This is a genomic window from Streptomyces sp. NPDC057697 (assembly GCF_042799335.1).
In the GTDB taxonomy this organism is placed as follows: Bacteria; Actinomycetota; Actinomycetes; order Streptomycetales; family Streptomycetaceae; genus Streptomyces.
This window is the reverse complement of sequence record NZ_JBHVJA010000023.1, coordinates 54,774-71,606: the sequence shown is the minus strand read 5'-3', so window position 1 is coordinate 71,606 and position 16,833 is coordinate 54,774. Positions and strand designations below refer to the sequence as shown.

At 70.8% G+C, this 16,833-nt stretch carries 18 protein-coding genes; 7 read left to right on the top strand and 11 right to left on the bottom strand.

Going from position 1 to position 16,833, the window contains the following annotated elements:
- A partial coding sequence (locus tag ACFVFH_RS34940) for an amino acid adenylation domain-containing protein (RefSeq protein ID WP_383776760.1) occupies positions 1-2,957 on the top strand: 2,957 nt, incomplete at its 5' end.
- 144 nt (positions 2,958-3,101) lie between these two features.
- Here the strand turns inward: ACFVFH_RS34940 and lgt are convergent.
- Positions 3,102-4,136, bottom strand: a complete 1,035-nt coding sequence (gene lgt, locus ACFVFH_RS34935; protein ID WP_383776757.1) for a prolipoprotein diacylglyceryl transferase — start codon at positions 4,134-4,136, stop codon at positions 3,102-3,104.
- A gap of 250 nt (positions 4,137-4,386) precedes the next feature.
- Positions 4,387-5,916 carry an alpha/beta fold hydrolase gene (locus tag ACFVFH_RS34930; RefSeq protein ID WP_383776754.1) on the bottom strand — a complete coding sequence of 510 codons (1,530 nt, stop codon included), beginning with the start codon at positions 5,914-5,916 and terminating at the stop codon, positions 4,387-4,389.
- A gap of 569 nt (positions 5,917-6,485) precedes the next feature.
- Here ACFVFH_RS34930 and ACFVFH_RS34925 point away from each other — a divergent pair.
- Positions 6,486-6,671 (top strand): hypothetical protein, encoded by a 186-nt coding sequence (locus ACFVFH_RS34925; RefSeq protein ID WP_383776751.1) that lies wholly within the window; start codon positions 6,486-6,488, stop codon positions 6,669-6,671.
- 8 nt (positions 6,672-6,679) lie between these two features.
- Here ACFVFH_RS34925 and ACFVFH_RS34920 read toward each other — a convergent pair whose 3' ends face one another.
- From ACFVFH_RS34920 to ACFVFH_RS34895, 6 genes are all read right to left on the bottom strand, one after another.
- Positions 6,680-7,051 carry a MerR family transcriptional regulator gene (locus tag ACFVFH_RS34920; RefSeq protein WP_383776748.1) on the bottom strand — a complete coding sequence of 124 codons (372 nt, stop codon included), beginning with the start codon at positions 7,049-7,051 and terminating at the stop codon, positions 6,680-6,682.
- Positions 7,052-7,077: 26 nt separating this feature from the next.
- The gene (locus ACFVFH_RS34915; RefSeq protein ID WP_383776745.1) at positions 7,078-7,836 is read right to left on the bottom strand and encodes an SDR family NAD(P)-dependent oxidoreductase; all 759 of its coding nucleotides are present in this window, start codon (positions 7,834-7,836) and stop codon (positions 7,078-7,080) included.
- A gap of 147 nt (positions 7,837-7,983) precedes the next feature.
- Positions 7,984-8,952 carry an alpha/beta hydrolase gene (locus ACFVFH_RS34910; RefSeq protein WP_383776742.1) on the bottom strand — a complete coding sequence of 323 codons (969 nt, stop codon included), beginning with the start codon at positions 8,950-8,952 and terminating at the stop codon, positions 7,984-7,986.
- Positions 8,953-8,979: 27 nt separating this feature from the next.
- A complete protein-coding gene (locus ACFVFH_RS34905; RefSeq protein WP_383776739.1) occupies positions 8,980-9,570 on the bottom strand; it encodes a TetR/AcrR family transcriptional regulator in 591 nt (196 codons plus the stop codon).
- A gap of 149 nt (positions 9,571-9,719) precedes the next feature.
- A complete protein-coding gene (locus ACFVFH_RS34900; protein ID WP_383776736.1) occupies positions 9,720-10,103 on the bottom strand; it encodes a VOC family protein in 384 nt (127 codons plus the stop codon).
- A 107-nt stretch (positions 10,104-10,210) separates the two neighbouring features.
- Positions 10,211-10,810, bottom strand: coding sequence for an ArsR/SmtB family transcription factor (locus tag ACFVFH_RS34895; protein WP_383776733.1), 600 nt, complete (start codon positions 10,808-10,810; stop codon positions 10,211-10,213).
- Between the two features lie 118 nt (positions 10,811-10,928).
- Between ACFVFH_RS34895 and ACFVFH_RS34890 the strand changes: the two genes are divergently transcribed.
- From ACFVFH_RS34890 to ACFVFH_RS34880, 3 genes are all read left to right on the top strand, one after another.
- Complete coding sequence (locus tag ACFVFH_RS34890) at positions 10,929-11,201, top strand: hypothetical protein (protein ID WP_383776730.1); 273 nt, start codon at positions 10,929-10,931, stop codon at positions 11,199-11,201.
- A gap of 155 nt (positions 11,202-11,356) precedes the next feature.
- Positions 11,357-11,593 carry a hypothetical protein gene (locus ACFVFH_RS34885; protein ID WP_383776727.1) on the top strand — a complete coding sequence of 79 codons (237 nt, stop codon included), beginning with the start codon at positions 11,357-11,359 and terminating at the stop codon, positions 11,591-11,593.
- Positions 11,583-11,840, top strand: coding sequence for a hypothetical protein (locus ACFVFH_RS34880; RefSeq protein WP_093539287.1), 258 nt, complete (start codon positions 11,583-11,585; stop codon positions 11,838-11,840). The genes ACFVFH_RS34885 and ACFVFH_RS34880 overlap by 11 nt, the downstream gene beginning before the upstream one ends.
- A 72-nt stretch (positions 11,841-11,912) precedes the next feature.
- On the opposite strand, the gene ACFVFH_RS34875 is transcribed toward ACFVFH_RS34880, so the two are convergent.
- Complete coding sequence (locus ACFVFH_RS34875) at positions 11,913-12,287, bottom strand: winged helix-turn-helix transcriptional regulator (RefSeq protein WP_383776724.1); 375 nt, start codon at positions 12,285-12,287, stop codon at positions 11,913-11,915.
- Between the two features lie 75 nt (positions 12,288-12,362).
- On the opposite strand from ACFVFH_RS34875, the gene ACFVFH_RS34870 reads away from it, so the two are divergent.
- Positions 12,363-12,773: a RidA family protein gene (locus ACFVFH_RS34870; protein ID WP_383776721.1), complete on the top strand. Its 411-nt coding sequence runs from the start codon at positions 12,363-12,365 to the stop codon at positions 12,771-12,773.
- A 118-nt stretch (positions 12,774-12,891) separates the two neighbouring features.
- On the opposite strand, the gene ACFVFH_RS34865 is transcribed toward ACFVFH_RS34870, so the two are convergent.
- Positions 12,892-14,436, bottom strand: coding sequence for a hypothetical protein (locus tag ACFVFH_RS34865; protein ID WP_383776718.1), 1,545 nt, complete (start codon positions 14,434-14,436; stop codon positions 12,892-12,894).
- Between the two features lie 229 nt (positions 14,437-14,665).
- On the opposite strand from ACFVFH_RS34865, the gene ACFVFH_RS34860 reads away from it, so the two are divergent.
- A complete protein-coding gene (locus ACFVFH_RS34860) occupies positions 14,666-15,370 on the top strand; it encodes a 2-phosphosulfolactate phosphatase (RefSeq protein ID WP_383776715.1) in 705 nt (234 codons plus the stop codon).
- Positions 15,371-15,511: 141 nt separating this feature from the next.
- Here ACFVFH_RS34860 and ACFVFH_RS34855 read toward each other — a convergent pair whose 3' ends face one another.
- On the bottom strand, positions 15,512-16,219 hold the full coding sequence (locus ACFVFH_RS34855; protein WP_383776712.1) for a hypothetical protein: 708 nt from the start codon (positions 16,217-16,219) through the stop codon (positions 15,512-15,514).
- Between the last annotated feature and the right edge of the window lie 614 nt (positions 16,220-16,833).

The window sequence follows — 16,833 nt, the reverse complement described above, 5'->3', positions numbered from 1 at the left end:
CCGGCCTCTACATCAACACGCTGCCCATCCGGGTCGACGCGACCCAGCCCCTGGACCAGGGCCTGGGCACCGTACAGGCCCAGCTCGGCGAGCTGCTGCGGCACGAGCACGCGCCGCTGGCCCTGGCACAGCAGGCCACCAGCCTCCCGGCCCAGAGCCCGTTGTTCACCTCGCTCCTCAACTACCGCCACAGCCCGGGTGCCGCAGACGGCGGGACCGGCCTCGCGGGCATCAGGCTCCTGTTCGGCCATGAGCGCACCAACTACCCGCTCACGGCGTCGGTCGACGACACCGGCTCCGGGTTCCGGCTCTCCGTGCAGGCCGGTCATCCGATCGACCCCGAGACGGTGTGCGGGCTGCTGCACACCGCCGTCGAGAACCTGGTCGGCGCCCTGGAAGAGCACCCGGACACCCGGATCGACCGGATCGGCGTCCTCGACGACCAGCAGCACGAACAGCTGCTGACCACCTGGAACGACACCGGGTCCGAGATTCCGGCCGCGACGATCCCGGCGCAGTTCGAGGCGCACGTCGCACGGACGCCGCAGGCGGTGGCCGTGGTCGCCGACGGGACCGAGGTGACGTACGCCGAGCTGGACGCAAGGGCCAACCGCCTTGCGAGACTGCTGGTCTCGCGCGGTGTCGGTGCGGAGTCGGTGGTCGGCGTGTGCCTGGAGCGCGGGGTCGAGCTGATGGTGTCGCTGCTGGCGATATCGAAGGCGGGCGGCGCGTACATGCCGATCGATCCGGCGTACCCGGCCGACCGCATCGGGTACATGCTGGACGACGCGGCCCCCGTGTTGGTGCTGGCCTCCTCGGGTACGGCGTCGGCGCTGCCGGACTCCGCCGTGCGGGTGGATGCGCCGGAGACCGTGGCGGAACTCGCGGGCCTGGACAGCGGTGCCCCGACCGGCCCTGTCGTGCGGGCGGCGGATGCGGCGTACGTGATCTACACCTCCGGATCCACCGGTCGGCCCAAGGGTGTGCTGGTCTCGCACACGGGCGTGGCGAGCTTGGTGGCGGGTCAGATGCGCCACCTGGAGGTCGGCGCCGGGTCGCGGGTCGGACAGTTCGCCTCGGCGGGCTTCGACACCTTCGGCTGGGAGTGGTTCATGGCCCTGCTGACCGGTGCGACCCTCGTGGTGATCCCGCAGGACCGGCGTCTCGGTGAGGCGTTGCCCCGCTTCCTCGCGGAGCAGCGCGTGAGTCATGTGACGCTGCCGCCGGCCGTTCTGGCGACCCTGGACGAGCGGTCGATCTCCGATGACGTGGTCCTCGTGACCGCCGGTGAGTCGTGCCCGCCGGATGTGATGGCGCGCTGGACGCGAGACCACCGCGTGTTCAACTCCTACGGCCCGACCGAGACGACGGTGGACGCGACGTTGTGGCGTTGTGATCCGTCGGCGGGAGAGGTGTCGATCGGTTCGCCTGTGGTCAACACCCGGGTGTTCGTGCTGGACGAGTTCCTGGCCCCTGTTCCGGTGGGGGCGGCCGGCGAGATGTACGTGGCCGGTGCCGGTCTGGCGCGGGGGTATCTGAACCGTCCCGGTCTGACGACGGAGCGGTTCGTGGCGTGCCCGTTCGGTGCGGCGGGTGAGCGGATGTACCGGACGGGTGACCTGGCGCGTTGGCGTGCGGACGGGACGCTGGACTACCTGGGCCGTACCGACGACCAGGTCAAGATCCGTGGTTTCCGGATCGAGCTGGGCGAGATAGAGGCGGCCCTGCTCGACCGGCCCGGCGTGGCCCAGGCCACCGCGATCGTCCGCGAGGACACCCCCGGCGACAAGCGCATCACCGCCTACGTCGTGCCCACCGAAGGCACGACCATGGACACCAACGGAATCCGGACCGACCTGACGGCGCTCCTGCCGGACTACATGGTCCCCTCCGCAGTCCTCGTACTCGACACGCTGCCATTGACGGTGAACGGGAAGCTCGACCGGCGGGCCCTCCCGGCCCCGGACCACACCGCCGTCCTGGAGGCTTCCTACCGGGCCCCGCGCACGGCGGACGAGCGGCTGGTCTGCGAAGTGTTCGCCGAGGTCCTCGGCCTGGAGCGGGTCGGCATCGACGACAACTTCTTCGACCTCGGCGGGCACTCGCTCCTCGCGGTGACGCTCGTGGAGCGGCTGCGCTCGACGCTCGGAGTCGCACTGGGGATCCGGAGCCTCTTCGAGACCCCGACCGTCGAGTCCCTCGTACGAGGGCTGAGCCGACCGTCCGGCGCCGACGGGCTCAAGGTGCTGCTGCCGCTCCGGGCGGACGGCACCCGGCCGCCGTTCTTCGCGGTGCACCCCGCCGGTGGCCTCAGCTGGTGCTATGCGCCGCTGACCGGGATCATGCCCGAGGAGTGGCCGCTGTACGGCCTTCAGGCGCGCGGCCTGAGCGAGGAAGGCGCGCTGCCCGGCTCCGTCAAGGAGATGGCCGCGGACTACATCGAGCAGATCCGCCGGGTGCAGGAGTCGGGTCCGTACCATCTGCTGGGCTGGTCCCTGGGCGGCGTCGTCGCCCACGAGATGGCGGTGCAGTTGCAGGAGGCCGGCGAGGAGGTCGCCGCGCTGGTGGTGCTCGACGCCTACCCGTCGGTCAGCCTGGACCTGGGCGTCGGTCAGCCCGAGGAGCCTGAGGTGGTCGACTGGACGGACGCCGTCCTACGGGTCGGTGAGCGCTTCGGGCTCGACCTCTCCGACAAGGAGCTCGCCGTGGCCGAGGGCGTACGGTCCAACAATGTCGCCATCGCCACCACGCACGTTCCCCGTGTGTTCCAGGGCGACCTGATCCATGTGGCGGCTCTGCTCGGCAAGCCCGCAGGGGCGGCGCTGGGGGACCGGTGGACGACGTACGTCACCGGAGACGTGGTGCAGACCGCCCTGCCGTGCCAGCACCACGAGCTGGCCCAGCCGGAGGCGCTGCGTTCGGCCTGGGACGCGACGACCCGGTGGTTCGAGCGCTGACCAGCGCCCGTCACGGGCCCGCCGTTCAACCGGCGGGCCCGTTCGTCGTCGGCCGTCGGCTGTTCGCCGCACCGTGAAACGCGAGGGCCGGTGGTCCGTGGAGGAGTCCACGGACCACCGGCCCTCTGCTCGGCTGCGGGAAAGTCAGCCCTTCTCGGCCTTGGCCGTGGTTCCCCCGGACTTCTCGGACACGGATGCTGACTCGGTATCCGATTCGGCACCGGAGTCGGAGTCGGAGTCGGAACCGGAGACGGAGTCGGAACCGGAGTCGGAGCCGGGTGCGGCCTTGCCGTCGTCCACGGTGTCCTTCTTGAGGACGGCCTTCTTCTTGTCCTCCGGGCCCTCGTCGCCCGACTCGGCCGCCGACGCCGTCTCCTCGGGCTCCACGATCTCCTCACGGCCCGGTCGCACCTTTGCCGAGACCACGAAGTACACGACAGCGAGGACGAAGACGAAGATCGCGGTCCAGACGTTGAGGCGCAGGCCCATGATGTGGTGCGCCTCGTCGATCCGCAGGTACTCGGTCCAGACGCGCCCGGCGCAGTAGGCGGCGACGTACAGGGCGAAGGCCCGCCCGTGCCCGAGCTTGAACTTCCTGTCCGCCCAGATGACGAGCAGCCCGACACCGACGCACCACAGCGACTCGTAGAGGAAGGTCGGGTGGAAGGTGCCGTTGTCGAGGCCGTTGTCGATCTTCAGGGCCCACGGGACGTCGGTCGGCTTGCCGTACAGCTCCTGGTTGAACCAGTTGCCCCAGCGGCCGATCGCCTGCGCGATCACGATGCCGGGGGCGAGCGCGTCGGCGTAGGCGGGAAGCGGGACCCCTCGGCGGCGGCAGCCGATCCAGGCGCCGACCGCGCCCAGCGCGATCGCCCCCCAGATACCGAGGCCGCCCTCCCAGACCTTGAAGGCGTCGACCCAGTTCCTGCCCTCACCGAAGTAGAGCTCGTAGGTGGTGATGACGTGGTAGAGACGGCCGCCGACGAGGCCGAACGGCACCGCCCAGATGGCGATGTCGGCGACGGTGCTGGGATTTCCTCCCCGCGCCCGCCACTGCTTGGAGCCGATCCAGATGCCGACGAAGACACCGATGATGATGCAGAACGCGTAGCCGCGCAGCGGAACCGGTCCGAGATGGATCACACCGGTCGAGGGGCTGGGAATATAGGCAAGGTCCATGGCGGACCCAACGCTACCCCGCCGGCTGCGCGCCGGGTGGAGACGCCTCGCAACGTATGAGTAACGACACACTCGCACCCGGCGCGACGATCCCCAACGGCTCAACTCCCCCTGGAACAAAGGGTTCCGCCCGGAAATGACGTTCCCGTCCGGCGTACGAAGAACGATGGGCGCCGATCGGTGTGCGGCCGATCGGTGGGCCACGGAACCCGGGCCGCGAGGCACATCGCCCTCGAAACGACTTCTCTGGTCAGTTCTTCGGACCGGTGGGGCGGGTGAGGTAGGTGTCGATCACGCGCATCGCCTTCTCCGTGCCGCCCCTGCGGTACAGCCAGTGACCCACGACGTCCATGGTGAACAACGACGCCTCCGGGAAGGAGTCCGTCATGCGCTGCGCCCCCGGCAGGGGGGTCGCCAGGTCATGGGTGGCGTTGACCACGAGGACGGGCGGCAGCTCGCCCTTCGCCCGGACGGGGCCGGGTTCGGGCGGCATCGTCCAGCCCTGGCAGCCGAGGACGGTGTCCAGCGACTGGGCGTTGTAGCGGACGTGCGGAGCGGCCTTCGAGGCCCGCTTGCGGATGGCCAGGTACTGGGCGTAGTCGCGGATCCGGAAGTCGTAGTCCCGGCACAGGACGAGTCGGGAGGCGGTGTTGGTACCGACCGGGACCCAGTTGACCTCGCCCTTTCCCGTGTACAGGGCGGCCAGTTGCGCCGTCGTCGTCTCCGGGCTGCCCTTGCCGAGTGCGAAGGTGAGAAAGTCGGACAGCTTGTCGGCGCCGACCTTGGTCCGCGTCGGTCCGTCCGGGCCCGGATCGCGGAGTGTGCCCGCGTCGGCGCGGGCGAAGAGTTCGTCGGTGACGGCGGTCAGGTCCTTGCCGTTGAGTGCGCACGCCGGGTCCTTCTCGCACCAGGCCGCGAGCCGCTTCAGTGTGTTGTCGATGGTGACGCTTCCGTCGGTGAGATAGCGTTCGGCGTCCGGCCGGTCCGGGTCCATCGCGCTGTCGAGGGCCAGCGCGCGCAGCCTGCCCGGGAACAGACGTGCGTAACGCTCACCGAGGAACGTGCCGTAGGAGTGGCCGAGGAAGCTGATCCTGCTCTCACCGAGGGCGGCCCTGATCGCGTCCATGTCGCGGGCCACGCTCTCGCCGTCCATATGGGCGGCGAGCGGCCCCGTCCGCTTCAGACAGCTGTCCGCGAGCCGACCGTTCAGGGCGCGCATCCGCTCGAACTCGACCGCGTTGCGGGGGCGGTTCGGGACCGGGTCCGCGATCGACTCGTCGCACTCGGCGTTCTGGCTGCGGCCGATGCCGCGCGGGTCGAAACCGATCATGTCGAAGCGCTGGAGCATGGCCGGGGTGTAGCCGCTGATGGGGTCGTCCGCGTACAGGGCGTCATCGGAACCGGGCGTCCCCGGGCCGCCCGGGTTGGACATCAGGACGCCGATCCGCCGTGCGGGGTCGGTGGCCCGGTAACGGACGACGAAGATGCCGACCTTCGGGCCCTTGGGCTTCGACCAGTCCAGGGGCACCGTGACCGTCGCGCACTGCGCCCTCGGACTCGGGTCGGGGTACGGCGGTTCGGCAGCGGGGCAGGCGCCCCAACGGATCGGCGGCACCACGGCAGTGGCGTCCGACGAGGCTCGGGCGACCGCCGGGCCCGGCACGGCCAGGGCGGCCGTCGGCGCGGCGAGGGCCAGGAACACGGCGGCGGTGGCGGCGGCCCGCCGCCCCGCCTTCGGGGTGCTGCTCGTACGCGGGCTCCTGCACGGGCTCTTGTTCATGCGCGTCACTGTTTCGGCCCCGTATGACGGCGCCTCCATGAGCACATGGTGAGAACGTAACAAGCCGTTCCGGCCCGCGTGTTCCGGCTCACCCGGCCACGCGGGGGCGACTGCCTCGCCCCGGCGGTCCGGGTACGCCCGCGCAGAAATCCGGGGTACGTCCGCCCGGCTTCCCGGTACGTCCCCCGGGGGTCCGGGTACGTCCCCACCTGGCTCGGCCAGGCATGTCCCCACCCGGTCCGCCCGGGTCCCCACCCGGTCCGCCCGGGTCCCCACCCGGTCCGCCCGGGTCCGCACCCGGTCCGTTCGGGTACGTCCGCGCCCCGGCGTCCGGTCCGTCCGGCCGTCCCGCTCCAGGCTCCGGACATGTCTTCGGCCGATGTTCCTCGTCGTGACGAGTACACCACCAACCGGACTCGCGCGGCTCACTCACCTGGACCGGGCGTTCGCCGCCACCGGATTGCCGACGCCGTCCGTACCGCGCGCGAGCGCGCCCAGGCGGAGTCGTCGGACGGCGGCAAGGACCTCGACATCGCCCTCATGGGCGGCGGCGCGCCACCATCGGCTCGGTGCTCGGTGCTCGGTGCTCGGTGCTCGGCGCAGGGCTGGTCGACGCGCTGACGCTGCACCTGGCGACCGTCGTGCGGGGTTCCGGAGCCCCGCTCCTCAGTGGCTCGGTGCCGCGCCCACTGGTGCAGCGGAGGGCGACGGTGACATCGACCGTGGCGCACCCGACCCACTGCGACGCCCGCTGATGCCCTGGTCAGGCCGCCGGGCGGATCAGATCACCGGCTTTCTCCCGGAGCGCGGCCGCCAGCCGGTCGCGGGCCCGGGTCTGGGCGGCGATCCGTTCGTCCAGGACCGCCAGGCGTTCCAGCGCGACGCGCACGCCCTTGCCCGAGGGCTGCGCGGCCGCCACATCACCGTCCAGGCACGGCAGGAACACCCGTACGTCGTCCAGGGTGAGCCCGGCGGTCAGCAGATAGCGGATGTTGCGGACCCGCACCACCGCCGGTTCGTCGTAGACGCGGTAGCCGTTGGGGGCCCGGTCCGAGGAGATCAGCCCGGCCTGCTCGTAGTGCCGCAGCGCACGGGCGGACGTCCCCGTCCGCTCGGCCAGTTCCCCGATACGCACCAAGCCCACCTCCGGCGCCACTTCTATCACGCCACGACCGCCCCTCCGTCGACCGGGAGCACCACCCCGGTGACGAACGACGCGTTCGGCGCGGCGAGTTGGGTGATGGCCCAGGCCACCTCCTCGGGGCGGCCGATCCGGCCCAGCGGGGTGTGCGCGAGCTGCCATGCCCGTACCGAGGCCATCCGTTCCGGCGTCAGGCCCTGGTGCTCGCCGATGGGAGTGTCGATCGCGCCGGGGGCGACCGCCACCACCCGGATCCCGCGGGGAGCAAGCTCGACCGCCCAGCTGCGGGTCAGCAGCTCCAGCGCGGACTTGGTCGCCGCGTAGACCGAGCTGCCGGGCCAGGCCCGCTGGCCCACCGACGTACTGACATTGACGATCACCCCGCCCGATGCCTCCAACAGGGGCAGCGCGGCCTGGGCCAGCAGGACGGGGGCGACGAGGTTGGTGGAGAGCTGATCGGCGATCATTTCCGGTGTCAGGGTGCCGAGGGCGCCGCTGCGCACGATGCCGGCGTTGTTGACCAGTACGTCCAGGCGGCCGTGCGTCGCCCGTACCTCCCGGACGATCCGGTCGGGCTCGCCCTCGGCGGTGATGTCGGCGGCCAGCGGTGTGATCCGGCCGTGTCCCGCGGCGGTCTCCCGGAGCGGCTCGGCCCGCCGCCCGATCGCGACGACATGGGCGCCTTCGGCGGCGAAGGCGCGGGCGGTGGCCCGGCCGATCCCGGTGCCGGCTCCGGTGACGACGACGATTCTGCTGGGCTGCGATGCGGTGGTGTTCATGCCGGTGACCGTCCCACCCTGCCGCCAGTGGCAAGGTCAAGCGGCTGGGGCCGGCGTTTTCTCCGGCTCCGGGCCCGCCACTGCTTCGGCGCGGTGCGTCGCCGAGCGCTTCGAAGCCGGGAGGCGCGTACTCGGCGCGACCGCCGGTCAGGCGGTGTATCGGGTCACGAAGTCCGCGATGGCATCCTGCATCTGTTGCAGGCCGGGTTCTTCGAGCGGGTAGTGACCGGCGTTGTCGAGCATGACGGTCTCGACGGGGACCTCGGTGATGCGTGACAGGAACGGCAGGCTCAGGTGGAGCGGGGTCCAGCGGTCCTCGGCGGGCTGGGTCAGCAGGACCGGGCACGCGTCGAAGTCGGCGGGTTCGACGGCCGGGGCGTAGTTCATGTAGCGGTCCAGGAAGCGGATGGCGACCCAGTTCGCGGCGGAGGTGCGGTCCTTCATGAGGACCTTCAGCGCGGCCGGGTCGTTGACCAGCGCCGACATCTTGGAGGCCAGACTCATCGGGTACTTCATGGACGCGGCCGGGGTCCTGGCGAGCAGGCCCATGAGGGGGCCGCCCATGCGGGCGGTGAGCCGGTCGTGGGCGGTCTCGTCGCGCACCTGTTGGTCGCGCTGGTCGAGGAAGGTCATGCCGACGATGCCGCGCAGTGTGCCGCGCGGGGCCTTGGCGGCGACGTGGTAGGTGAGCATTCCGCCGGCGCTGAGCCCGTAGAGCACGATCGGCCGGTCGTCGCGGGACTGCTCGAAGGCGAGGAAGTCGACGACGAGATCGACCCAGTCGTCGTAGGAGGGCGTCGTGCCCGCCTCGACCTGCGTGAGGCCGTACCCGAGGTTGTCCAGCGCGACGGTCTCGAAGCCGCGCCGAGCCAGTGGGGCGCCCAGGACGAGGGACATCTGGCGGCCGTTGGTGCCCACGCCGTGGTGCAGGACGACCTTGGCCTTCGCCGCGGGGTCGCGGTAGCGGTCGAGGTGGACGCGGTGTCCGCGCCACTCCCAGAACTCCTCCTCGGGCGCGGTGTCCTCGTCCAGGCGGAGCCGGGCGGGCAGGAACTCCTGCAGATCGCGCCATGCCGACTGATCCCGGTAGTACGTGGGGGCGGTGGTGGTACTCATGGTGGGGCCTTCCGGCAGAGGGACCCGCTAGTGAGGTCGAGCGGGTGTGGGGGAGGGGGAGGGGGCGCCGAGTGCCCCGCGGGTGATCATCCGGACGCCGGTCCCGAGGTCCCGGCGGGCGGCTTCGACATCGTGCAGGTCGTCCTCCAGCCCGCGGGTGAAGGTGAGCAGCACTCCGGCGGCCGATTCCGCGACGGTGCCGGGGACGGCCTCGGCCAGGGCGGACTCCAGGAGCCGTGCCAGACGGTCGGTGTAGGCGGTCACCAGGTCGGGGGTGTGGGCGGAGGCGGCGGACAGCAGCTCGTAGGCGTGTACGGGACTGTCGCGCCAGAGCCGGATGGCCACCTCCAGCTTCACCGTGAGCACGCCGAGCACCTTCTCCTCGGGACCGCCCGCGGCCGCCGCGGCTCCATCCGCCGCGGCCGACGCCCGTTCGAGCCTCTCGTGGATGACCTTGGCGAACGCCTCGTCCTTGGTGCCCGCGTACTTGTAGACGGTCGGGCGGGACAGCCGCGACTCCTCGACGATGTCGGAGATCGTCGTACGGCGGAAGCCGTTGCGGCAGAAGCAGCGGTAGGCGCTGTCGAGCACGACCTGGGAAGAGGGAACCTTCGGCATGCTACGAATTTAACACTGGAAGTAAGAAGTGTAAATTCCTCACCCTGGACTTCAGCTTGTGTCTCGACCTGTGCTTGAACCTCAGGGGCTTGTGGGGCATGTCTTGTGGGGCATGTGAGGGCTTGCGCGGCCAGGGGGGTGCATAGCCTTCAGGAGCTCGTGGAGGCCCGGTCGGACTCGCTGCGGAGAACGCAGAATTCATTGCCCTCGGGATCGGCGAGGACGGCCCAGCCGGAGCCATCGGGATTCCGGCGGTCGGCGACCAGGGTGGCGCCGATCCCCAACAGCCGTTCCACCTCTTGCTCGCGCGAGGTCTCGGGGCGCAGGCACAGATGGATCCGGTTCTTGGTCTTCTTGGGCTCCGGCACCTGGTTGAAATACAGCACGGGCCCCTCGGCCGGCAGCACCTGGATCTCCGGATCGCCCGGCCTGTCCTCCGGGTGCAGCGGCCGACCGGTCACCCTGCTCCAGAACCGGGCCAGCCCGTAGGCGTCGGCGCAGTCGATCGCGACGTTCTGTACTACCGAAACCATGTGTGCCGGCCTTCCCGGAATCCGCTACGGACGCTTTCTGAAACCCCGCTCCGGCCGTCGCCGCCCGAGGCCGCCCACGACGGCCGCCCCGACGACCGGCGCCGCCGTCACGGCTCCTCGCTCGGCGGCGGTTCGGGCCTGCCGCCGTCGTCGGGCAGCATGACCAGGCGTACGGCCATCTGCCGTGCGTTCGGCGGGTGTTCGCCGGGCGCACTCGTGTACTTGTGCAGCAGCGCCTGATACTCCTCGGTGAACGAGGCCACTTGCTCCTGTGTCATCCGCAGACCGGCGCGGTAGATCTGGTTCCACCCCGCGGAGGCGTCGTATCCGGCGTACGCCTTCACGACCAGGCTCAGGTCATGGGTCATCTTGAGCGCGCCGAGCTTCACGGCGGCCTCGCGCTCGTCCTCGGTCATCTCCAGGCCGGGCGGGGTGAAGATGTTCGTCATCAGCGACTTCCACCAGCGCTCCCGTCCGGTGGAACGCTCCTCGATCTCCGCGATCAGCTTGAGGTCGGCGAGCTTGCGCAGGTGATAGCTGGTGGTGCCGGTGGATTCGCCGAGGGCCTTGGCGACGCTGGTGGAGTTCGCCTCGCCGTGCTCGCCGAGATAGCTCAGGATGTCGCGGCGCACCGGGTTGGACAGCGCCTTGTAGAAGGCCTTGAGGTCCGGGCCGGTGAGCACTCTCGTCTCGGGACGCTCGACCATGCCCGCCAGCATAGTGCAGAACTTCTCTGCAATCATTGCAGAGAATGTTTGCAGAACTTCTCTGTAGTGCTTACCGTGGTTCGGGAGGCGCCGCCGGGCGCCGGGATTCGGGGGAGCCATGTCTGATTCGCTGGACGCCCGCACACGGGACGAGATCGACGACCAGGTGGCGGAGGCGTTCGACGCCTATCTGTCCGACCGCCTCACGGAGCGCGGGCCCCTGCGCACCGCACTGACCGCGGGGCGCGGTGCCCAGGTCGTGCTGGGCACGGTCGCCCTCGGCGCCCTGGCGACGGCGCTCGCACCGGACGGCGTCGCGGCCGTCCACTGGATCTGGGGCGTGATCGCCGCGGTCGACATCACCTGGCTCCGCGCCGCCCACCGCCGCTGACGGCCGTGGGTTCATCCGCGGCAAGGGAGAGGGAAAGAAGAGGTGTCCCGTGCGGTTCTTCGATGCGCCGGGTGGGATCACCCGTTACGGGGTCCGCGGGCCCGGCCCGGCGATACGGTGGTGACACGACGCCAGATGACAGCCAGGAGCCCCGGATGAGCCAGCAGCCGGCCACCGCGCCCGTGCCCGACCGTCAGCCCCTCGACGAACACGCCGCCGCGTCCGTTCGCGCGTACGTGGCCGACCAGCGCGCGAAGGTCGACGTCCTCGCCTCCGTGCTGGAGGACATCGCGGCGAACGGCTACCCCTCGCCCGAGGCCGGGATGCCGTGGGCGACGGCCCGGGACGAGCACCTCGCCCGTCTCGGGCAAGAGCGGCCCCGTGTCGCCTGAACCCGGCCCGCGCCGCTCGCATGTCATCACGGTGGAGCCCGCGCTCACCCAGCTGTCCAAACTCACCGCGGGCGAGACGCACCGCCTGGACCGTGCGATCGTCGCGATCAGCGTCAACCCCGAACTGGGCACCGAGGTGCCCGGCACCCTGCTGCGCGACTACACGGACGAGATCGACGGCGTACGGGTCATCTACTTCGTGACGGCCCTGAAGACGATCACGATCGTGGCGTACATCGAAGCCTGAGAGCCCCGGCGCCGGGCTCGTTGCCCCTCCTCGTCACCGAGAGGAGGAACGGTAGGCGGATCAGCAGGCGGATCAGCGGCCTGCTTCTTCTTCCCGGGTGTCGAAGGCGTCACGCGCCCGTGTGATGGCGGGCATGTTCCGTGCGGCCCACGCCAGCAGCACGTCGATGGGGGGCCGGAGGGTCTTGCCGAGGGGTGTGATCCGGTACCTGACCGCCACCGGGCGGGTGGAGACGACCTCGCGCTCGACCACACCGTTCCGTTCGAGCCGCCGAAGGGTCGAGGTCAGCGACTTCTGCGTGACCTGCGGGATGGCCCGGCGCAACTCGTTGAAGCGGCACGGGCGTTCGCAGAGTTCGTTGAGGACGCTGAGCGACCACTTGTCGAGGATCTGGTCGAGCAGTTCGCGGTGCGGAGGGTCGATGCGGAACTCGTCGTCGGTATCCATGGCGAAACCTGGTCTCGTTGAAGTGTCCTTCTTGCACTAGGTAGCTTACGGATACCTACCAAGGGAGGAACACCCATGGCTGTTCAGCACTTCACCCCGGAAGGCATGCTGCAACCGGTCCCGTACCACCACGTGGCCGTGGGCACCGGAACCAAGCACATCCACGTCAGCGGACAGATCGCACGCCGGGCCGACGGCACCCCGGTCGCGCCCGGCGATCTGGCCGGGCAGGTCGCCCAGGCGCTGCGCAACACCTCCGTCGGGCTGGCGGGCGCGGGCGCGTCGTTCGCGGACGTGCTGCGCCTGACGTTCTACGTGACCCGGTGGAGCCCGGAGCGGATCGGTGAGTTCATGGCCGGTGTGGAGGCCGTCGCCGAGGAGACCGGGCTCCGGCTCCCCATGCCCCCGGCCTCCCTCATCGGAGTCGAGTACCTCTTCGAGCCGGACGTACTCGTCGAGGTCGAAGCGACCGCGTTGCTCGACTGACCCCTGGCGCGGATGCTGCCCGGCCCCGTCCTGACGCGGCCGCCGCCCCCGAGGGGGAGACGGCGGCCGACCCGCCGGTTCCCGACGTCGCCCGCCCTCCCACCGGCCTCACCGGTGGTCAGTGGACGCAGATGTGGGGCGTCGCGGCGCCCGTCGCCGACGGCTCGCTCGCGGCGGCGGCACGCGCCACATCGGCCAGCAGACGCAGGCGCTCCGCGCCGTCCAGGTACCGGCCGTCGACCAGGACGGAGTGGATCCGCTGCGTGTGCCGGATGTCGGTGCGCGGGTCCGCGTCCAGGACCAGCAGGTCGGCCCGGTCGTCCGGCAGCCCGAGCATCCGGGCGGGCGCGGTGGTCGCCGCCCGGAGCACGTCCCGTGTGGGCAGCCCCGCCTCGGCGAGCAGTTCCAGCTCATGGTGCAGGGAGAAGCCGGGAACCGCGTAGCCGGTGCCGGTGTCGGTGCCCGCGAGCAACTGCACGCCGGCCCGGTGGAGTTCCCCGACGAGGCGCAGCCGGTGTTCGTAGATCCGGTGGATGCGGGCGGTGTCCTGCGCGGTGCGGCCTGCGGTGAGGGAGGACCAGATGGTGGGCCAGTACTCGGTCATCCAGCCGGGCAGGTAGGCGAACTCCGGTGACTCGGTGGGCAATTGGTCGGTGCGCTCCAGCGAGTGGTGAACGGTGAGCGTCGGTACGACGCGGGTGCCGTTGGCGGCGAGCCGGTCGAAGAGGGCGCGGGTGCGGCCGATGTCGTACGTCCGCATCGCCTCCCACTCCACGGCGTGCACCTGCCGGAACCAGCTCGCGTAACGCTCGAAGCTGGTGCCGAGGGCGGGGTCGATACGGACCCTCGCCATGGCCCGCCTGATCTCGGTCTCCCGGGACGAGGTGGCGAGGAGGAGGGCGTGCAGGTGCTCGATGGACTGCTGCCCGCTGTCGCTCGCACGGGCGATGGGAAGGGTGTCGGGGCAGTGGCCCGCGTAACGCAGACCCTGTCTGCGGGACTCGTCGGCGATCGCCTCGTACGCCTCCGGTGCGAGCCGCGAGTACACCTTGATGAAGTCGGCGCCGCTCGCTTTCGCCTCGCGCACCGCGCGGCGCGCGGACGGGGCGTCGGCGACCTCGACGACGAGGTCGCCGGTGTCGTTGGCCCACAGCGAGGGCTGCCCGTCGATGATCGAGCTGGAGATCACCCAGCGCGGGCCGAGGAGCTTGCCCGCGCGGATCTTGTCGCGCCACTCGTGGTGCAGGGGGCTGCCCCACATCTCGCGGACCGCGGTCACGCCGTTGAGCGGGAAGAGGGGCGGCAGCACGGTCTCGGGGCCCTGGTTGTGGACGTGGGACTCGACGAGGCCGCCCATGACGATGTACTTGCCGGTCAGGTCGTACGTCGTCGCCCCGCGCGGAATCGCGACCTCGGCCGAGCGGCCCGTACGGATGATGCGGCCGTCGCGTACGAGGACGGTGCGGTCGGGGCCCGCGCCCGCGCCCAGGACGGTGGCGTGGGTGAGGGCGATGGTGCCGCTGCCGGGGCGCTGACCGGATGCGGCCGTCGTACGGTCCGGGGCCGCGCGGGGGACGGCCGCCGCCGCGGGCGACGTGGTGGACAGAAGGGCGCCGCCGGTGAGGGCGGCCGAGGTGGCGAGGGCTTCGCGTCGAGTGGGCATGGCACCACTCTGGTCCGGGCCGGCTCCGCGGTCACTGGCTCCAGGCAGTGGGTACGGGGTGCTGGTGACACCACCACGAGGAGTGGCACCACCACGCAGACGCCATGAAGAGCGGGCGGGTGGCACGACATGACGTCGTGCCGGCTGTTCTTCGTGTTCGCCCGGTACGTCCGCACCGCCGCTCCGGGCGGGGAGACCCCCGGATGGTCCGGGGCGCCAGAATGGTGCGATGGATCATCACTTCGTAGGCATACCGGAGTTGACCGGCGTTCCCCGTGTCGCTGTCGTCATCGACGTCATGCGCGCCTTCACCGTGGCCGCGTGGGCCTTCTCGCGTGGCGTGGAGAGGATCGTGCTGGCCTCGACCGAGGGTGAGGCCCTCGCCCTGAAGGAGAGCCGTCCGGGGTGGGTGGCCCTGAAGGACGGCGCTCCGGCAGCGGGCTTCGACGCGGTGAACTCACCCGGCCTGCTCGGATCACACGATTTCGCGGGCCGCACGATGGTGCAGAAGACGACGGCGGGGACCGTGGGCGCGCTGGCCGTCGCCGACGCACCGCTGGTCCTGTGCGCGAGCTTCGTGGTGGCCGGCGCGACCGCGAGATTCCTGCGGGCCGGGGATCCCGGCCCGGTGACGTTCGTCGTCACCGGCGAGGGAGGCCGGGCCGACGAGGACCTGGCCTGCGCCGAGTACATCAGTCGTTCCATCACCGGGGACGAGGTCGGGGCGGCCCCGTACCTCGACCGGGCGAGGACTTCCCGGGCCGCGGCCGATCTCGCCAGCGGGCTGCGGAGCGGCTACCACCCGGACGATGTCGACCTCTGCCTGGAGATCGACAGATTCCCCTTCGCGATGGTGGCTCGCCAGGAGGAGTCTCTGATGGTGCTCCGCCCCGTCGCGGTGCCTGACACCCCGTCCAGTCCGCCTACCCACTGAACTGCTGACCCACCGACCTGCTGACTCACTGGCCGACGGCCTCGGTGTGGATCGGATCGGATTGGATCGGATTGGTTTGGTTTGGCTGAGCTCGGCTCGGTTCGGTGTGACTCGGTCGACCTGGTGTGACTTGGTGCCCGGTCAGGCGATGACGGGGACGGTCTCGGCGCGGTTCGTGGCCCAGTTGGTGACGATGGGCTTCTCGACGGCGGCGGGGTCGGGGAGCTTGAGCTCGGCGGGGTTCGGGTCGTCCTCGGTGGTGGAGATGATGACGCTCTCGAACTCCGGGCCGCCGTCGCCGTCGGTGGTCTTGGGGTTGATGCCGGTGTACGCGACGGCGGAGCCGGTGAGCTTGATCGGGTCTTCGCCGCCCTGTCCGACGGGGGAGGCGACGCCGCTGGCGTCGGAGCCGAAGGACACGCTGGGGGTGTTGACCTCCAGGAAGCAGGTGATGCCGGGCTTGGCCTTGGCGGCGACGAGGTAGTAGCCACCGGCCTGGGACTCCGAGGTGACCGTGAAGCTGAGGTCGTTGGTGCCGCAGGACTGTCCGTAGCCGTCCTTCTTGCCGCTGCCGCTGCCGCTGCCGGAGCCGGTCTTGTCGGTCGAGCCTCCGGTGGAGGAACCGTCGGCCCCGGCGCCGTTGGACCCGGAACCGCCGGCGGAGGGCTTGTCGCCGGAGGAGCCGTCGCTCTCGCCGCTGCCCGCGGAGGCGGCGGCCGAGGGAGCCGCGGAACCGGCGGCGTCCGCGGCGTCCTCGGGGTCGCACGCCGTGGTGGTGACGGCGAAGGCCGTGATGGCTGCGGCGGCCAGGACGAGACGGGTGGAACGGGCGGCGAGACGCGAGCGCATCGTGAACTCCAGCGGCTGTCGGTTGCGGTCTTTCCTGCTGACAGCGATGACACTAGGGCCGATTCGATCCCGGAATGATCCTGTGAATGTCCGGGTCCTGTCTCAGTGATCTTCCTGCGGCAGCACCGCTTCCCGCGTCGGTACCGCTCCCCGCGTCGGCACGCGGCCGCACGACGCAGGGGGTGGTGGGTGCACGCCGGAACTGCCACTGCTGGCAGCGGAGTTGAAAGGTTCAGGTGGATACCCGGACATAATTCGCAGGCGTGCGGTCATGGAATGGACCTGTCCCGCCCGTCATGACCGATTGGACAAGCATCGAGGCCGCCGACTGTGCCGTGCCCGCCGACCGGCCCATGGACGACCTCGTCCGCGAGTTGTCCCGTGCCCTCGCGGATCCGATCCGCAGGTCCGGGACGGTGCGCCCCACGCCGTCCTCGCGACCTGGATCGCCCGGATCCTCACCCGCGCGGACCTGCGCGAACGCGACGCCGTCCGCTGGCTGGACCCGATCGTCGACCGATTCGGGGCCGACCGGATCAGCACCCCGGTGCCCGCCCGCCTCGGCAACTGCCTGCGTACCCTGCGCCTGCTGTACACACTTGCCGGCCGGGGTG